This window comes from Gimesia chilikensis (assembly GCF_007744075.1).
Lineage (GTDB): Bacteria > Planctomycetota > Planctomycetia > Planctomycetales > Planctomycetaceae > Gimesia > Gimesia chilikensis_A.
Genome location: NZ_CP036266.1, coordinates 3645465 through 3661115, shown reverse-complemented (window position 1 = coordinate 3661115; position 15651 = coordinate 3645465). Strand labels below are relative to the sequence as shown.

Genomic DNA, 15651 nt, shown 5'->3' with positions numbered 1-15651 from the left:
GTTAGAGAACTGTTTCAATATTGTATCCATCCGCATTTATTCTGTGCTGCTGTCCTGATGAATCTTAGTGGTTAAACAGGAAGGCAGGACTATTGATTAACGCCCATGTGAGGTCCTGGGCGGCTACCAGTCGATTCTGTTTGACCTGCTCTGCACTCAACTGCACATCATCACGCAGACGTGTCAATTTGCGATCGACGGGACGCACATTCTGCATCGCTGTCAGATGCTGCTGTAATTCGACAAGTTTGGGATCGGTTGGCCGCGGCTGTTTACTGTCCGCAACTGCTTTGATCATCGACTGCAGCCTGCTGTCTGATTTACTGTAATAGTCAAGCAGTTTCTTTTTCTCTGCAGCGTTACGCTTATCAGCCTGTTTCGCCAGAATGTTACGGATATCCTGGGGATGCTGATCGAGCGTAGTTGGTCCTTTACCATTGGTAATAGAGAGCCGGAAACGACCGATAGAATGCGTATTACTGCTAAAGTGCTGTTTCATGACAAAGGTCAAAATGACTCCCTGATCATCAGACGGTAGCGGAGACTGAATGTCGAAACTGGCTTTATGAGGCTTCCCGATCTGTGGTGAGACAGCCCAGCCCTCGCCTGATGGCTTGACTTGACCATCAATGGCGGTCGCAACCAGATACGTATTCTGACTGAAATCAGCCTGGGCGTTAAACAGTTTCAGCTTCTGTTTCTGATCTGGTTTCGATTTAGGAGCCACATAAACCTCGAACTCATTGAGTACGAAGTTTCCGTCCCCAGAACGTCCCGGTCCCTTTTGAGGAAGGGAATCATCGGTGAGTACTTCCAGGCGAACCGCAGAGAGCGCTTTCAGATTTGTATGAGCAACAATCTGATAGTCGCCTTTTCCATTTTTACCTTTGGCCAGGATCGACTGATCCTGCTGTACTTCCAGGGTCGATTCGTTGGTAGCCGATAATGATTCCGGCTTGATGACGACCCAATTGGAACCTTTGGTTTCTTCTTTCTCCCAGGCAGCGATCCGGGATTGCAAGGATTTCTGATACTCCGTTAACTCCTTTTGCAACCGTGCTGTCCTGGCCTGTTGCTCTTTATTCAACCAGGCTTCGCGGGGGGCGATGGCCTGTTGGAACGAAGCAATTTTCTCTTGTGCGTCTTTGATATTCTGAACCCGTTGATTTTCCTGCTGAACGATCTCAGGGGACAGGCTCTTTTCATATTCCGCCAGACGCTGCTTCAGTGACTGGTGTTCATTCTGAATCTGCTGTTGTATCAGTTTAACGCCAGCCTGCTTTTCCTCAGCAGTCGCCGGACGATTTAATACCCGCAGAAAGATTGAATCGACCAGGGAAGAGTCATTATTTTCCTGCTGAACCAGCTTACTCAAGGCATTATTAGGGTCACTGATCGCATTACCTACCGTAGGACCACTGATCAGAGCCATCACCGGCCCCAGTTCAACACTCGAAGATCGTTCGCATTCACAGGGACTTTCGCGCTGAGCACGACCGAACTTCGCCAGGAAGTCGCTCTTCAGTTTGAATCCCACATCGGGAAGTTCTGCTGCCCGAGTCCCTGCAGGAACACCAGGAATATTGGATTCAGACCCGGTCACTCGACAGAGAGCATCGTAAAGCACCTCTGCAGGCAAGCGACGTGCTTTGGCATGCGAATAATTAATCTTATCGTCTTCGTTCCATTCGTTGGATTCGATAGACAGCTGATAGGTACGCGACTGACAGATCACGCGCATCAGATGCCGTACATCAAAATCGTGAGACAGGAAATCCTCGGTCAGCTTCTGCAGCAGTTCTGGATTGGAAGCTGGATTTCCGGCACGAATGTCATCAATCGGTTCGATCAACCCGGTTCCGGTCAGATATCCCCAGACCCGGTTGGCATATGCTTTGGCGAAGTACTGGTTGTCCCGAGAGGTGATCCAGCGGGCCAGTTTTTCACGGCGTGAAAGATCCGCTTTCGGATCGGCTTTGAACTCAGCAGGGTAGGGGAATTTCGGCGGCGTTTTCAAGCCGGTTCGTTCATGAATCATTTCCCCTTCATTTTTGTCGAAGACGACCTCAAACAGGGGTTTACCACTTTCAACGGCCGTACCACCAATATTCCGCCCCTTACTTTCCGGGGCTGCTTTCAGACCAAATTGAGCGAAGAATGCCGAGGTTTCATAGTACTGATCCTGGGTCCAACGTTCGAAGGGATGGTCATGGCATTTGTTGCAGTTGAAGCGAATTGCCAGGAACAAATGCGTCGTATTTTCCATCGTGTCTTCAGGTGTGCGATGGATTTTAAAATAGGATGCAGGGGGATTCGCTTTGTTGGATCCGCTGGCTGACAGAATTTCGTAAGCGAACTTATCGTAAGGCATATTCTCGGAGACTGATTTTTCGATCCAGTCACGGAAATTCTTTGCCCCTTCAACGCCCAGATATTTCCGGTTGACCTGCAATAGATCAGCCCACTTGTTAGTCCAGTGTTCTACAAATTCCGGAGAACCGAGCAGACGATCGATCAGTTCATTTCGTTTGAGGCGTGAATCGCGTTTGTCTGCCAGGAACGTTTTCACATCTTCAATCGTAGGAGGCAGACCAGTCAGATCGATGTAAACCCGCCGGATAAATTCTGCATCGGTACACAATTGAGAGGGCAGGGTTTTTGTCTTTTTCAGTTTCTGATCGACGAGTTGATCAATGTAGTTAAAAACCGGTTGCTGCTTCCAGGCAAATTCAGAGCGATCGCCCATGACAGTAACGGTCGTGGCTGCATACTTCCCTTCGTAGCGGGCCAGCAGTGGCGCTTCGCCTCGACGCAGGACTTCAGCAATTCCGCCATGATGCATTTTGGCAACTTCGATATTACTGCTGTCAATGAAGGCATCACTGGTGACATCCCGTTCTTCTCCATTGGAATAGGTGGCCAGGACACGGAACTGCTGCAGCAGTCCAGCGCGGGGAACAACTGGATTCTCTGGCACGACTTTGATTTGTTCTACCCGGGCAGCTTCCCGGTTCAGGGGCGTCCCCTTATTAATCCAGGAAGAAACAATCTGGTAATGCGCGTCCCCGGGTAAGGCCAGCTGGCCACCCTTGTGAGGCACTTCAGCAATCGCTTTCAAGAGAATCAGACTTTGCTCTGGGGCGGCCAGATTGACACGACGCGATTTCAAGTCATCCGTGAAGGCACGCAGGTCAAACAGATCATCAGTTCCACGGAGAGAAAGTTTAAAGCCGTCTTTCCCCTTGTTGGCTCCGTGACAGAGCCCGGAGTTACATCCCATTTTCGTAAACGCAGGTGCCACATCCCGCCAGTAATCCGGACTGTAATCTGCGGGGAAGGGGGACACGTGAATTTTCGAAGTGACCTGCTGGCCCTGCAGACTGAAATTCACTTCAACAGTTCCAGGCTGCAATGCACGCACCAGTCCAGTTTCGGAAATGTGCAGAATGGGTTTCCCTTTCTGACTGACATTTACCAGACGAGTTAAATCCGCTTTGGCTCCGGATTTCAGATGACCGGTTACGAGAAACTGGACTGTATCAAACTTCTGAGCGATGGTGGCCTGAGCAGGCTGTACTTCCAGTTTTACAATTGGGTCGGCCCCCGAGAATGTCTCCTTCGGCAGTTTCGCCTGATTGAGGTCGATCACAACAAGTTCGTTCTGTTGCGACTCTTGATTCTCAGTCTTGCCTGATCCGGGTTTCGCAGCGATTTGAGGCTGCGTCTGCTTTAATGGGACCGGAACAAATGACTTTTTCAGTTTTCCCGTCGCGGAATCATATAACCGTATCTGGCCATCCTGTCCAGCGGTTGCAATCACGGCCCCCTGAGGATGATAGCAGACGGTATAAAGTCCTGATTCAGGCACCTGGGCTTCACTGACCAGTTTCACATTCTGGGTACGGCTCTCTTCAATCTGTTTCTTTTCGGCAGCACTACGCGAAGCGACGCGTTTGTTTAAGATTGCAACTAGATTATCGGGAAATTTCTCAGCAATATCGAATGAAAAGACTTTCAATTCCCCGGTATGATTCAGACTGCTGACAGCGACCAGTTGTTTGCCGTTGGGATGAATGTCGACACCAAAGATCCTGCCTTTGAGGGCAGGGAAGGTCCGCACCAGATTCGCATCATCGCCAATCACGCGTTTGGACTGACGGAAGACCTGATACAACTTGGGAACCCCGTCTGCACCACCCACCAGCACGGTATCCTGTGTAGGATGGCGATCGATGGCTGCTAACCCACCCGTAAGTGCTTTGGGAGTAATTGATGTAATATTGTCGATGAACCGCTGAGTTTTGAGTTCGGTCAGTTTGGTAGTGCGGTCCCGGCTGACAGAGATCACATGACTTCCATCTTGGGAAAATACGGTATCCAGCACCCAGTCGTAGTGCGCTCCCTGGTAGAGAATTTCTTTACCGGTAGCAACCTCAACCGCACGAAGAGTGTTATCGCTGCAACCAAAGGCCAGCAGCTTTCCATCAGGAGACCAGCTGGCGCCATAGATTGTATCGTAGGTAATGGGAATCGACTTGACGAGTGACTGCTGCGCCACATCCCAGATCTGGATTTCGCCCCGTTCTGCAGGAGTTCCCCCCGTAACAGCCAGGAATTTCCCATCAGGAGAGAAGGTGACCGATTCGATCCGCTGTGATTTGCCAATCAGACGTCCGACAATCTGGTCTCCTTCCGCTTTATGCAAAAGGACCTCATGAAAGCCGGCGACAGCCAGGAGTTTCCCATCGGGAGAATAGTCCAGTGAAGTAATGACAGGCGGTGCTGAATAAGTCGGTGGATTTTCTTTATTAAAGCGATACTCCACTTTTGCCGGCGAGTCATTCACGGCTCCCTGCTGGATCCAGGTACGGATCAGAGTGATCTGTTCCTGAGCCAGAGGCGTTTTCGCCTTGGGCATTTCGGCTTCGTTACCCTCAGGTGTAATCAATTTTACCAGGTAACTTTCATCCGGCTTGCCGGGAACGATGGCAGCCGATTCACTTTCGCCCCCTTTCAGCAGGTCGACGAATTCAGTGACAACATAATCACCTTCCGGATTTCGCGGATGGTGACAGCCGGCACAGTGGGCCTGCAAAACGGGTCGGACCTGCTGATAAAAGCTGACCTTTTGATCCGCATGAGAAGGAGCCGCATTGATGAGTGTCGTAAAGAAAACCGAGCAGAGCGCAAAGCCGGAAAAAGAATAAGCGCGGAACTTGTCGAAGGACATGAACCAGAACCCCCTTTTATCAAACCTAAGTTAAAATAACTCTGGTGGTGAAAAGAGGTAAATCTCTTCTCATTGCCCCTGAATGGTTTTGAAAGGGCTCTCTGAAATAGAGCGTGTTATCAAACAGGGTGAGAGTAGTGGAAGGATAAGTTAAGCCGACAGAAAACTACCGGAAACTTAAATCTCGCATGCAATGATATACATATTCTATTATGAATAGATCCTAATTCTTCGTCGATAAGAATTTCTGCTTTTTCAATAAATTTCTGGAGATTTCTACACTTCCTGTCAGTCAATAAATTGACGCTAAATCCAGAGCCTGAAGGAACTCCAGACTACTGATTACTTTTCAATATTGCGGCTTCACAGCCCAACAAAACGAGAAAAGAGGTGGCCGACTTTCGACCACCTCTTTCTCACTCAGGTAGAAATCAACCCAAGCAGGCATGATTCGACAATTGTTGAGACTCAGAAATCACTTTCCGGATCTGCCAGCAATTTCGCTGGCGGAACATTAGCTGCAATCTTACCAAAGGCGATTAACAGCTGTGATCGCATCTCTTCGATCGTCGCACCACCGGGAGCATCGATGCTGATTCCGTTACAGGCCTTGGCAATGGCCCGCATCAGGTCTCGGTCTGCACCTTCACCCACAGTCATGGTATGCACGGTATACCCCAGGTTGGCCGCTTCCACAGCCTGCCAGAGAGCATATTGCTTATGGCGATCGCCGGTCTGATAATCAGCCTGTCCATCGCCATCGAAATCTGTCACATCATCCCAGTCCCAGCTTCCCGGGAGAGACCAGTTTGAAGGTGAACGATTCGCGTTACCATCGGTCATCACCAGGATCGTCGGACGTGCACCAGCACGACCGTGTGAACTCAGCAATTCTCTGGCATCACGAATCCCGTAACCCATACCGGTGTAGGGGGCATAGTGCGAAGCCTGCTTGTGTCTTTGAATCGTATTAATATCTGTGTAGTTGTTAGTGATGAGTTCATCACCCAGGTTGACCGTTTCCGAAACGCCATCGTCATTCAGGACCGATTCGACTCGGGACGAATCATCATAGGTCACCAGCCCGATGTGGTCACCAAACTCCAGACCACCCAGAAACTGGGTAAACAGTGTCACCCCGTTTTTCATCGCATGGAACGGATAAATCGGAGCCCGCCAAAGATCTTCGGACTGGTCGTTTTTCTTACGCTGACTGATGAGATAGCCCATCAGTGTGCGATAACCATACTTCTTGCGGTAGCCAAAATTACTGACGGTACCATTCGTCCGGACCCAGCGAATGTAACCCTTCCATAAGTTTTTGTTTGTATAGCCTGTAGGCTGACCGTTGAGACTTCCGTAATAATTTTTACCTTCCTGAGGGAAGGGGTATTTCAAATTTCCACTTGAGTCGACTTCATCCAGATCCAATCTCCGGAAGATGTAATCTTCATCGTTGGAACTGATATACTCACCCACTGCGGAATCGATTTTTCCGTAGCCTTCAGGAGGAAATTTGAGTTTTTCCGAATTCGAATAAGTCGCGCCAGAATCAACCAGTGTATTCCAGATATCATCCAGGTTGTCTTCTACTGCCGATTTTCCCAAACGATAAGAGGACATGGCATCAAATTCACTGTCGTAGCTCATCGAGCCGGAGTAGTCGAGCACGAGCACAATATCACGTGCCTCGATGAAGGCGATCGCAGATGTGGTGACTGAGGCCGTCTTTTCTCCCATGATTCCAGCGAAGAACAGTTGCAGCTGCGAGTCTGGCTTACCTTCTTCAGAATTATCACGACGGGCGATGACTTTCACCACGTTATATGGTTTGGCTGTTTCTCCCCAGATCATATGGAAAGTACCTGAGGCGTCCTGGTACCGTTTACCGAATTTGACATCGGTCTCCGGATCCACATACACGCCATTCAGCCCGGCAACTTTCTCCGCCATCGCTTTAGCTGCTTCGACTGCAATCGAGTTCGCGTCCTGCACGCTGCTCGATACGTCACCGCCTTCTGTGATGCCGTCTGCCGTTGTCTGAACGGCATCGGTAATCTGTTGCGCTGCAGCCAGGGCGGCTGCCTCGACTGCATTGCGCATTTTCGTTTTGGTCATGGTGATCACAGCGATATCAATCCCGAACGCCATGAAGCCCATGGTCGCAACGAGGAATGGTACCGCCATCACCATGAACGCACCACGACGACTTTGGTCGCCGGGTAGATTCACGTTCGCTTTTCTGGCTCGTTGATACATTTTCATTTTACCCCCTCTGACTCCCCGAAAAATAAAGTTGTTTTCTCAAAATGCTGCTGATCATAAATGCGTTTTGTCACTAGTTGACAATCTTTGTCGTGCCGTTATTTAATATCAGATCCCATACTGCATCCCCCGTCATGGGTTTCGCCATGGAACCCTCCAGATTCATAATTTCAGTCAGTTTAGAATTCATTGCTCCTTCCGGAATCTCAATCCCAATCCGGAACAGGCGATTGCGGTTGTCTGGATCACTCAAATCGAAAGTGTCTCCAGAACTGGGAGGATTAGGCATGGGATCCAGAGCATTGCCATCTGCGTCATCAGCGCGTGTGATGGTGATCGTCAGATTGCTCTCATCATTTTCGATACCGGAAGCACGCAGAAAGTTACGCACATCCAGGATAATTTTATCATTCAGTGATGTACCCGAGGGTAAATCGAGATCAGCATCCATGGATGCCAGACGTCCTGCCTGGGACAGGGCGGCTTCCATGACAGTCGTGGTGTGCACGGCGCGCCGGACGGCTACCATTCCCAGCACCAGAGCCAGGAACACAGGTGCGATAACGGCAAATTCGACCGCAGCAACACCTCTGCGGTCGGAATCCAGTCGGTTTGTTTTGTTTTTTCTGATATAGTTGATTCTCATGTTTTCTCTTCCCCCTGCAGTGACGTACTACAGGCTGACATGTTTTCCTGGATAATCACTCGTGTCGCCTGACACTGTGTCCGGACAGGACCAGGTTTCTCTCTTTATCAGCTGCCTCAGCTGCTTTTACCGGGTCCACAAAAAATGAATTGAGCAATCGCACATCTTTGTAAGGTACTTCCACACGAACGATAAACAGCTGTGCTTTCTCTGCATTCGCCAGTTCGAGATCGGGTAATTCGGAAAAATTGATTTGTTCTACATCCGCGCCTGGAGTGTCAAACTGGCTGGCGTTTTTGACCATGATTGTGGCCAGATTTGAGTCGAACACGGTGTCAAGCAGATCACGGACTCGTGTTTCGACCTGGGCTGTGGTGACATCTTCGCAGCGTCCCAGCTTAGCCCCTTCCTGGGTTGCTTCCTGAATGATATTCGAAATCATGTAGGCGTAACCAAACTCAAAGATCGCGTAGACGAACACCAGAAAAACTGGCGCCACGAACGCCAGTTCCACGAGTGTGGTTCCGGAACGCTCTTGCTTCGATTTTTGATTCAATGCCCAACGGCTGTGCCGCTTCAACATCGCTTGCCTCATTAACTGTGAAATAAAGTGTGTCTCCCAGGTCAGAACTTCAGATTCTGACAGGCTGGACAAAGCCGGGAGAATAGACCAGAGGAGGGGAGGGATTGGTCCACTACAAACATAGGTCACGGTTAATAGGAAAGCAGATATTTTTCCTGTTTTTTCCATTTATCTGTGTGCTAAGCCGTGTCGTATAATTGCAACATTCACATCAGAAATGACCTTTGTGATTTCGGATTCTGTTGCTTAAAGAACACGTTATTCAGCTGGAATTCCCGTTTTTTGTTAAATTCTCGATTCAACGAGACGGTTCTGGATCGACTTCAATTGAAATTCATGCTGCTTTAGCGATACACTGTTGCCAGTCGTGCCAACAGGTTTCCTGCAAAAAAATATCTCAAAAATGTTTTGGTAGAAATAAATTATGGGTAAAAAGGCGTCGTCAGCTATCAAAGCAGGCTCAATGATTCAGGTTAAAGAGGGAGTCTGTCTGCCTGAGTTTCCAGAAATCAGTTGCGCAGGCTGGACGGGAATGGTCGTCGAAGTTCGTGGTAAGAAAGTTTCCGAACGAACCTACATTCTGGAGTGGGATGAAGCCACGGAAAAGAAAATTCCAGACGCTTACAAGACGCAGTGCGAAGCACAGCAGTTGCTGTATACGATGGCCTGCCTCCCCGGTGATGACCTGACCCTGGCAGACGCTTAGAGCTGGATCTCATCCCGGAGCAGCAGCTGATTTTGAGGGAGCTGCTGTAAGTCACGTGCGATTTCGGACAACGTGGTGTTGAGTCCCGGGACTTCGTAATCCGGGGCGATCTCCGCCAGAGGCACTGCCAGAAACACTCGTGATTCGATCTCGGGGTCCGGGATGATCCGATGTGCGATCCGCAGGGAATCTCTATTAAAGAGAACCAGATCAATATCAATGGTACGCGGACCATTTTTATTCAGAGGATCGCGTACTCGCTTCAATCTGCTTTCAATTTCGGGAACGACCCTTTCGCAGATTGTATCAGCATTATGTTCTGTCTCCAGCAGAACTGCAGCGTTGAGAAAATCCGGCTGGTCCGGATCCCCCACCGGAGCACTCTGCCAGACTGACGATTTTCCTGTAACGGTCCCAAAATCAGCCAGCAGCTGGACTGCCTGAGGCAGATTCTTTTCCGGCTCAATATTACTGCCCAGTGCCAGAAATGCCTGATTGAGCTGGCTCACAGCTGATAATCCTCGCGTCTGCGTACCACACTCACTCCCACAGAGCGGGCAAAACGCAGAGCTCCCGGTTTTTCAATCCGGACTTCAGCGCATGCAACGCGTTCATCTTTCAGACAGATCCGTGCCACCTCATGCGCCATCGCCTCAACCAGCTGGAACTGGGAATTCTCTACCAGGTCAATGATCTCCTTGGTAATCGTACGATAATTGACGGCATCCGCTATCTGATCCGAATGACCGGCTGCTTTCAGATCGACGCCCATCGTGATGTTAATCAGAACATCCTGTTTTTTTTCGCGTTCTTCCTCATTAATACCGATGATGGTTCGTAGTAACAGATCGGCGATATGAATCTGGTCGGGCATAATTTTTAGCGATGTTAAAAATGGGGCAGACTTCAATTAAATCTCAGCTACAATACACTTACAGCTTACTATAGTCACGCAGAACCGGATTGGACAGGTAGGAAACAGTTCCTTCCCGCGGGAATCCCTGATTCTCACTAACAAATCGACACACCTTCAACAGATTACAGAGAACTGATGCAACCGACTCCCGATAATTACACTAGACGTAACTGGCTCAAACAGACTCTGACACATTCCCTGGCTCTGGCAGGAGCTTCTCAGCTGGGAATTTCCCTGCCTTCAACCTGCGCAGCAGACAGCAAACCCGCAGAAAATGCCCCAACACTGCTGCTCCGATCCGGATGGCAGACTGTTAATATCGGCGACATTGGACATTCACCCGGCATTCTGAAACTGCTCGAAGTTTATGCGCCCGATTTTCGGATCATCCTCTGGCCTAACAGTGTTGACCGGGGTGTCGAACCGATGCTGCAAAAGCGATTTCCTCATCTGAAGATCGTCAAAGGTCGCCTCACCCGTGATGGGAAACTGGATTCTCCAGAATTGGAAGAGGCTTTTGAACAGGCCGATTTTTTCCTGCATGGCTCGGGACCAAGCGTGGTTTCCCGCAGGGAACTGGCCCACTGGGACAAAGCCACAGGCAAGCCCTACGGAATTTATGGTGTGACGGTCTCCGAAGTCACCCCCGAACTCCATCGACTGCTCTCAGGGGCTGACTTCATTTATACCAGAGAGACCAGTTCGCTGAAAAACCTGAAAGAGGCCAAGGTGACATCTCTCGAGCAGGACTTCGCCCCGGATGCCACATTTGCCATCGACCTCACCGACGATCCCAAAGCTAAAGCATTCCAGCAACAGCACCAGTTGGAGCCAGGGCAGTATCTCTGTGCGGTTCCCCGACTGCGGTATACCCCGTATCACAAAATCCACAAAGGGTCCCGCTGGTCCAAAGAGAAAATCGCAAAGGTTGAATCGGTAAATAAAGAGTATCAGGAAATTGATCATGCGAAACTACGCGCGGCAATAATCAAGTGGGTCCGCACCAGCGGTCAGAAAGCGGTCGTCTGTCCCGAAATGACTTACCAGACAGAAATCATTCAGCCACTGGTGATCGATCCACTGCCTGAGGATGTAAAAGCAAAAGTGGTCGCCCACGATCAATACTGGCTTCCTGACGAAGCAGGCTCACTCTATCGAGATGCATCAGCGGTGGTCAGCATGGAATGCCACTCGCCCATCATTGCCTGTGCACACGGGACGCCAGGACTCTATGTCCGACAACCCACAGATACCATCAAAGGTCAGATGTGGTACGATATCGGATTAGCGGACTGGACGTTTGAAATTGACGAAGTCAATCAACAACAGATTGCAGACCGTGTGATTGCTGTCTACGAGAACTACGATCAGTCTCTGGAAAAACTCAAAACGGTCATGGAGTCCATCAGCGCCCGTCAAAAGCGAACGATGCAGGTTGTCAGGCAGGCGGTCCTCAAAGCGCACACTTCCTGAATAGGAAGCGGCGGAACGGAACAGTTCGCTCAGGCTCCACCTGTCAACTGTTCGCCGCCGGCCACGGAGATGACTTCACCTGTTACAAATTCGGAGTTCAGCAGATAGAGTACCGTCCGACAGATCTCCTCTGGATTTCCCACCCGTTTCAGCGGAATTCCGCCTGAACGTTGCTCCAGATAGGAACGATCTTCACCCGGAGGAGGGAGTATCGCGCCCGGGGCGATCGCATTGACCTGAATTCCGGGAGCCAGTTCCAGGGCCAGACACTCCGTTAAGGTCACAAGTCCCGCCTTGGAAATCCGGTAGGGCAGGTGACCTATCCCGGCCCGATTGGCTCGCCAATCGACGATATTAATGATGTGTCCTGACCGATCAGAGGGCAGGTGTTCCGCAAATTTCTGACTCAGAAAGAAGGGGGCTTTCAGATTTATATCCAGCTGGGAGTCCCAGTCAGCCTCGGTCGCTCCCTTCAGTTGCTTATTCTCAAAGACTGAGGCACTGTTAACAAGCACATCCGCCCGCCCCAGTTCTGTCATCACCTCTGAAAAAACCGTTTCTGCTGCCGAGACAGGATCAGAGAGATCAGCGGAAACCTGCATCGCCATCCGTCCCCTCTGTTCGATTTCAGCACAGGTATCTCGCGCGGCTTGATCTGACGAGTTATAATGAATACAGATATCAGCGCCTGCATCAGCCAATGCCAGTGCGATTGCCCGTCCGATGCGGACGGCTGAGCCGGTGATGACGGCGACTTTTCCTTCCAGATTCATAATATTCCGCTCACTGTCAATTCAGGTCAGACAATAAAAAAACCCGGCGATCAAACCGGGGAATGAAAGAAGTTCCACTTTGGGAGATCTTTATTTTGTAGTCGCCATGACCTCTTTGACAACCGGTGTTCTTCCCAGAGCGCGTTCTATTTTGCCAATCAGAATCTGCTTTGTGAAGTCCGTCTTCAGAATATAATCGGCTGCACCATGGTTAAATGCCTGAATAATGGCAGTCGTAGAACGATTGGAGGTAACCACCAGAATCTCAACGTTTTCCATGAGTGGAGACTCTTTGATCTGGCGCACAGCCTCCGCCTGATGACCATGGTCCGCATCAATTTCAAGGAGAATCAGAACCGGTTCATTCAAAGCGGCATCCATAAATGCTTCTTCTACTGTCGAAGCCGTCTGAACCTGGTAACGCTCATGCAACAGCCCTTTAAACAGGGCACAGCTCAGCTCATCAGGATCGACAACCAGCAACCGTTTCTTTTCCACTTCCGGACCTTCCTGATCCAGAATTTCTCCCAGCTGTCCCACGAAGCCAAAATAGACGGCAATTTCGCCAATTCCGGTTTGAAATATACCGCACTTGGAACCGGCTTCCGGAGGATAGAGAGTATCGATCTGCTCCGTTTCGATCAGAGTCGGATGTCCCAGTTGGAAGCCCATATGATCGACTGCTTTCTTAGCCTGACCGGCAATCATATTCGATAATTCGCAGGCAAAGTCGGTGAGAACATGCTCATCCTCAGCCAGGGTTTCATCGATTAACAACGTGACAGCGCGAGAAACGAGATCCCGTGGGACGTTGACGACAACGATCCCTTTACCCGGACCATTCACCTCAATCGCAGAGCTCAACAGGTGGCGGGGGGCATCGCTGACATCGATAATCGTTTCCAACTCAGCAGTGGTACCGACAAAATATTTAAAGACATCAATGACCGAATTAATGACTGGATCAGAAAACCGCTTGGTCAAGGTCTCTGTTGTATGTGTGGCAGGAATGAAAGACATAGCAGGAACCCGTCTTGTTATGAACTATCGCTAGATATAATGAAAGGCATTCAAAAAGTGTGGAGAACTCTATCCTCTCCAGACCATCACCCGACGACCGGGTCTAGTTTATAATTTCCATTTCAATGTGGATTGATTAAACTATATGTCAGAAAAATCTTCGGGTAGCGTCAGTTTGTCCTCAGCGCCTCCGGCAGTGCCCCACCACGACACAAAGTCATTAAAACTGATACGACCCATATTCATGTTGATGAAGAATTACTGAATCGCCGGAAACCTTATGTAACGCTAACATCCTGATTTTGCTTGAGATAACCAATCTAAATTCTTACATACCTGTGCAGAGAGCGAGCGCCAGCCTATGAATCCCTCCATTTCAATTTTTCGCACTTTTTTCGCCTTGCTATTCGTGGCCTGTTTTCTGCCTGCTGGATTTGCAGGAGAAGCCTCCTCAAAAACGCCTCAAAACTGGTCAGGCAAACAGGATACGTGGCATGGGTTCAAGCGGGTTCATTTCCCTACCGAAGGGCGAAAATCTTACGTCGTCATTCCGGAGAAGCCCGCCCCCGGCAACCCCTGGGTCTGGCGCGCCCGCTTCCCTGACTTCCATTATGAAATGGATGTGGAACTCCTGAAACAGGGTTTTCATATCGCATACCTGGATGTGTCGGATCTATTTGGTTCCCCCCAGGCCATCGAATACGGAAATAAATTTTACAAGCGACTGACACAGCAGCACGGACTGCAGTCCAAGGTCGCTTTAGAGGGAGTGAGCCGCGGGGGACTCTTCATTTACAACTGGGCCCTGGCCAATCCGGACAAAGTGAGCTGTATCTATGCTGACACTCCTGTCTGCGATTTTAAAAGCTGGCCCGGTGGAAAAGGGAAGAGCGAAGGCTCGCAGGCCCGCTGGAACGCCTGCCTCAAGTCCTATGGTCTGACAGAACAGGAAGCACTGGACTGGCCCAATAACCCGGTAGACCGCATCACAACGATCGCTGAAGCAGAGATCCCGGTGCTGCACATCATTTCGGAAAATGATCAGGTTGTTCCTCCCAATGAAAACACACTGCTCATGTTCAGCCGGGTACCTGAAAAATATCGTAAAAATAACTTTCAGATCATCTCCGTCAAAGAAGGGACTGAAAAATCAAAGGGGCACCACTTCACGCATCCCGAGCCGGATCGGGTCGTTAAATTCATTCGTCAGCACACGCTCCAATCTGGTAACAGGGTCGACTCTTCCTCCACCAACGAGTAAAGAACTCGAGCATTTGGAGCTGGAGGCCGGAAAAATCTGCGGATCAGTAAAAAAATGGTGGTTATTCACTTTTTTTACCCCCAGTAGTTCTGAACAATGGTAATAGCAGGGACGCTTACCATCGAACAGAAACCTCAAGTTCTGATTCAAAGAGTACTTACCGTGACCTCCCACCGCAGCACCTGCCATACTGAATTATTTGCCTCTTTCTCTCTGAGAAGAGTGCTGCGCGGTGTTTGTGTTACCTTGTTCTGCCTGGGTTACCTGATCACGAATACCGCTGTGGTTCCCAGCCTGTCTGTAAGATCTGGCTGTCGGTGTGCCGAGGACCACAAAACGAACTCCCGTTGCTGCTGTGTAAACAAAAGCCGGTCGGTTTCCGAGATGGAACAGGGCACCTGTTGTACAAGACCCATGGCTTCCAACCGAAGCTGCTGTTCTGCCGGTGCAGACAAAGAGTCCCCCGGCGAGAAGTCGAAGCCCACTGTGTGCCAGGTTTCTCGTATTTGTGGCTGTGGCGATTCTCAACTCAAAGGCTGGTATGTCTCAGATCCCCGCCAGTTAAACCTGGCTCCTCGAATCATTTCTGACAATACTCGGCTCGACTCTCTGCTTGTGGCTGATGACACGATCACTTCGCTGTCTCAGCAACCGGAAATCCCTCCCCCCAGGGCGTAGACCCCGCCTTACCAAGCAAGTTTGACAGCAGGCACTCAGAGATTGGAAATGTCCGATCTGCTGCGCTGGCAACTCTTTCCCACCCAACATCCGGTTTACG

At 50.0% G+C, this 15651-nt stretch carries 12 protein-coding genes; 4 read left to right on the top strand and 8 right to left on the bottom strand.

Features of this window, described 5'->3' with window-relative positions; translation table 11 throughout:
* Window positions 1–64: 64 nt before the first annotated feature.
* The 4 genes from HG66A1_RS13955 to HG66A1_RS13940 all read right to left on the bottom strand — a co-directional run bounded on the left by HG66A1_RS13955 (window position 65) and on the right by HG66A1_RS13940 (window position 8724).
* Entirely contained in the window at window positions 65–5230 is a 5166-nt protein-coding gene (locus HG66A1_RS13955) for a DUF1549 domain-containing protein (RefSeq protein ID WP_145184848.1), read from the bottom strand.
* A gap of 468 nt (window positions 5231–5698) precedes the next feature.
* Complete coding sequence (locus HG66A1_RS13950) at window positions 5699–7495, bottom strand: vWA domain-containing protein (protein WP_145184845.1); 1797 nt, start codon at window positions 7493–7495, stop codon at window positions 5699–5701.
* Between the two features lie 73 nt (window positions 7496–7568).
* A complete protein-coding gene (locus tag HG66A1_RS13945; protein WP_145040923.1) occupies window positions 7569–8141 on the bottom strand; it encodes a TadE/TadG family type IV pilus assembly protein in 573 nt (190 codons plus the stop codon).
* A 55-nt stretch (window positions 8142–8196) separates the two neighbouring features.
* A complete protein-coding gene (locus HG66A1_RS13940) occupies window positions 8197–8724 on the bottom strand; it encodes a TadE/TadG family type IV pilus assembly protein (protein WP_197997141.1) in 528 nt (175 codons plus the stop codon).
* 463 nt (window positions 8725–9187) lie between these two features.
* On the opposite strand from HG66A1_RS13940, the gene HG66A1_RS13935 reads away from it, so the two are divergent.
* Window positions 9188–9430 carry a hypothetical protein gene (locus HG66A1_RS13935; RefSeq protein WP_232106829.1) on the top strand — a complete coding sequence of 81 codons (243 nt, stop codon included), beginning with the start codon at window positions 9188–9190 and terminating at the stop codon, window positions 9428–9430.
* Here HG66A1_RS13935 and folK read toward each other — a convergent pair.
* Together folK and folB are read right to left on the bottom strand one after the other, a co-directional pair.
* Window positions 9427–9939, bottom strand: a complete 513-nt coding sequence (gene folK, locus HG66A1_RS13930) for a 2-amino-4-hydroxy-6-hydroxymethyldihydropteridine diphosphokinase (protein ID WP_145184835.1) — start codon at window positions 9937–9939, stop codon at window positions 9427–9429. The genes HG66A1_RS13935 and folK overlap by 4 nt on opposite strands.
* The gene (gene folB / locus HG66A1_RS13925) at window positions 9936–10304 is read right to left on the bottom strand and encodes a dihydroneopterin aldolase (protein ID WP_145184832.1); all 369 of its coding nucleotides are present in this window, start codon (window positions 10302–10304) and stop codon (window positions 9936–9938) included. The genes folK and folB overlap by 4 nt, the downstream gene beginning before the upstream one ends.
* Before the next feature lie 177 nt (window positions 10305–10481).
* Here folB and HG66A1_RS13920 point away from each other — a divergent pair, with 177 nt between their 5' ends.
* The gene (locus tag HG66A1_RS13920) at window positions 10482–11819 is read left to right on the top strand and encodes a polysaccharide pyruvyl transferase family protein (protein ID WP_145184829.1); all 1338 of its coding nucleotides are present in this window, start codon (window positions 10482–10484) and stop codon (window positions 11817–11819) included.
* 29 nt (window positions 11820–11848) lie between these two features.
* Here HG66A1_RS13920 and HG66A1_RS13915 read toward each other — a convergent pair whose 3' ends face one another.
* A complete protein-coding gene (locus tag HG66A1_RS13915; RefSeq protein WP_145184826.1) occupies window positions 11849–12592 on the bottom strand; it encodes an SDR family oxidoreductase in 744 nt (247 codons plus the stop codon).
* A 90-nt stretch (window positions 12593–12682) separates the two neighbouring features.
* On the bottom strand, window positions 12683–13612 hold the full coding sequence (locus tag HG66A1_RS13910; RefSeq protein ID WP_145184823.1) for a chemotaxis protein CheX: 930 nt from the start codon (window positions 13610–13612) through the stop codon (window positions 12683–12685).
* Between the two features lie 361 nt (window positions 13613–13973).
* Here HG66A1_RS13910 and HG66A1_RS13905 point away from each other — a divergent pair, with 361 nt between their 5' ends.
* Both HG66A1_RS13905 and HG66A1_RS13900 read left to right on the top strand, forming a co-directional pair.
* Window positions 13974–14873, top strand: coding sequence for an alpha/beta hydrolase family protein (locus HG66A1_RS13905; protein ID WP_145184820.1), 900 nt, complete (start codon window positions 13974–13976; stop codon window positions 14871–14873).
* Window positions 14874–15287: 414 nt separating this feature from the next.
* Window positions 15288–15551, top strand: a complete 264-nt coding sequence (locus HG66A1_RS13900) for a hypothetical protein (RefSeq protein ID WP_145184817.1) — start codon at window positions 15288–15290, stop codon at window positions 15549–15551.
* Window positions 15552–15651: the final 100 nt, after the last annotated feature.

Excerpts from the sequence above, each read along its gene's own strand:
- HG66A1_RS13955 (WP_145184848.1), bottom strand. The coding sequence starts at position 5,230 with ATGTCCTTCGACAAGTTCCGCGCTTATTCTTTTTCCGGCTTTGCGCTC.
- HG66A1_RS13950 (WP_145184845.1), bottom strand. The coding sequence starts at position 7,495 with ATGAAAATGTATCAACGAGCCAGAAAAGCGAACGTGAATCTACCCGGC.
- HG66A1_RS13945 (WP_145040923.1), bottom strand. The coding sequence starts at position 8,141 with ATGAGAATCAACTATATCAGAAAAAACAAAACAAACCGACTGGATTCC.
- HG66A1_RS13940 (WP_197997141.1), bottom strand. The coding sequence starts at position 8,724 with ATGTTGAAGCGGCACAGCCGTTGGGCATTGAATCAAAAATCGAAGCAA.
- HG66A1_RS13935 (WP_232106829.1), top strand. The coding sequence starts at position 9,188 with ATGATTCAGGTTAAAGAGGGAGTCTGTCTGCCTGAGTTTCCAGAAATC.
- folB (WP_145184832.1), bottom strand. The coding sequence starts at position 10,304 with ATGCCCGACCAGATTCATATCGCCGATCTGTTACTACGAACCATCATC.
- HG66A1_RS13920 (WP_145184829.1), top strand. The coding sequence starts at position 10,482 with ATGCAACCGACTCCCGATAATTACACTAGACGTAACTGGCTCAAACAG.
- HG66A1_RS13915 (WP_145184826.1), bottom strand. The coding sequence starts at position 12,592 with ATGAATCTGGAAGGAAAAGTCGCCGTCATCACCGGCTCAGCCGTCCGC.
- HG66A1_RS13910 (WP_145184823.1), bottom strand. The coding sequence starts at position 13,612 with ATGTCTTTCATTCCTGCCACACATACAACAGAGACCTTGACCAAGCGG.
- HG66A1_RS13905 (WP_145184820.1), top strand. The coding sequence starts at position 13,974 with ATGAATCCCTCCATTTCAATTTTTCGCACTTTTTTCGCCTTGCTATTC.
- HG66A1_RS13900 (WP_145184817.1), top strand. The coding sequence starts at position 15,288 with ATGGCTTCCAACCGAAGCTGCTGTTCTGCCGGTGCAGACAAAGAGTCC.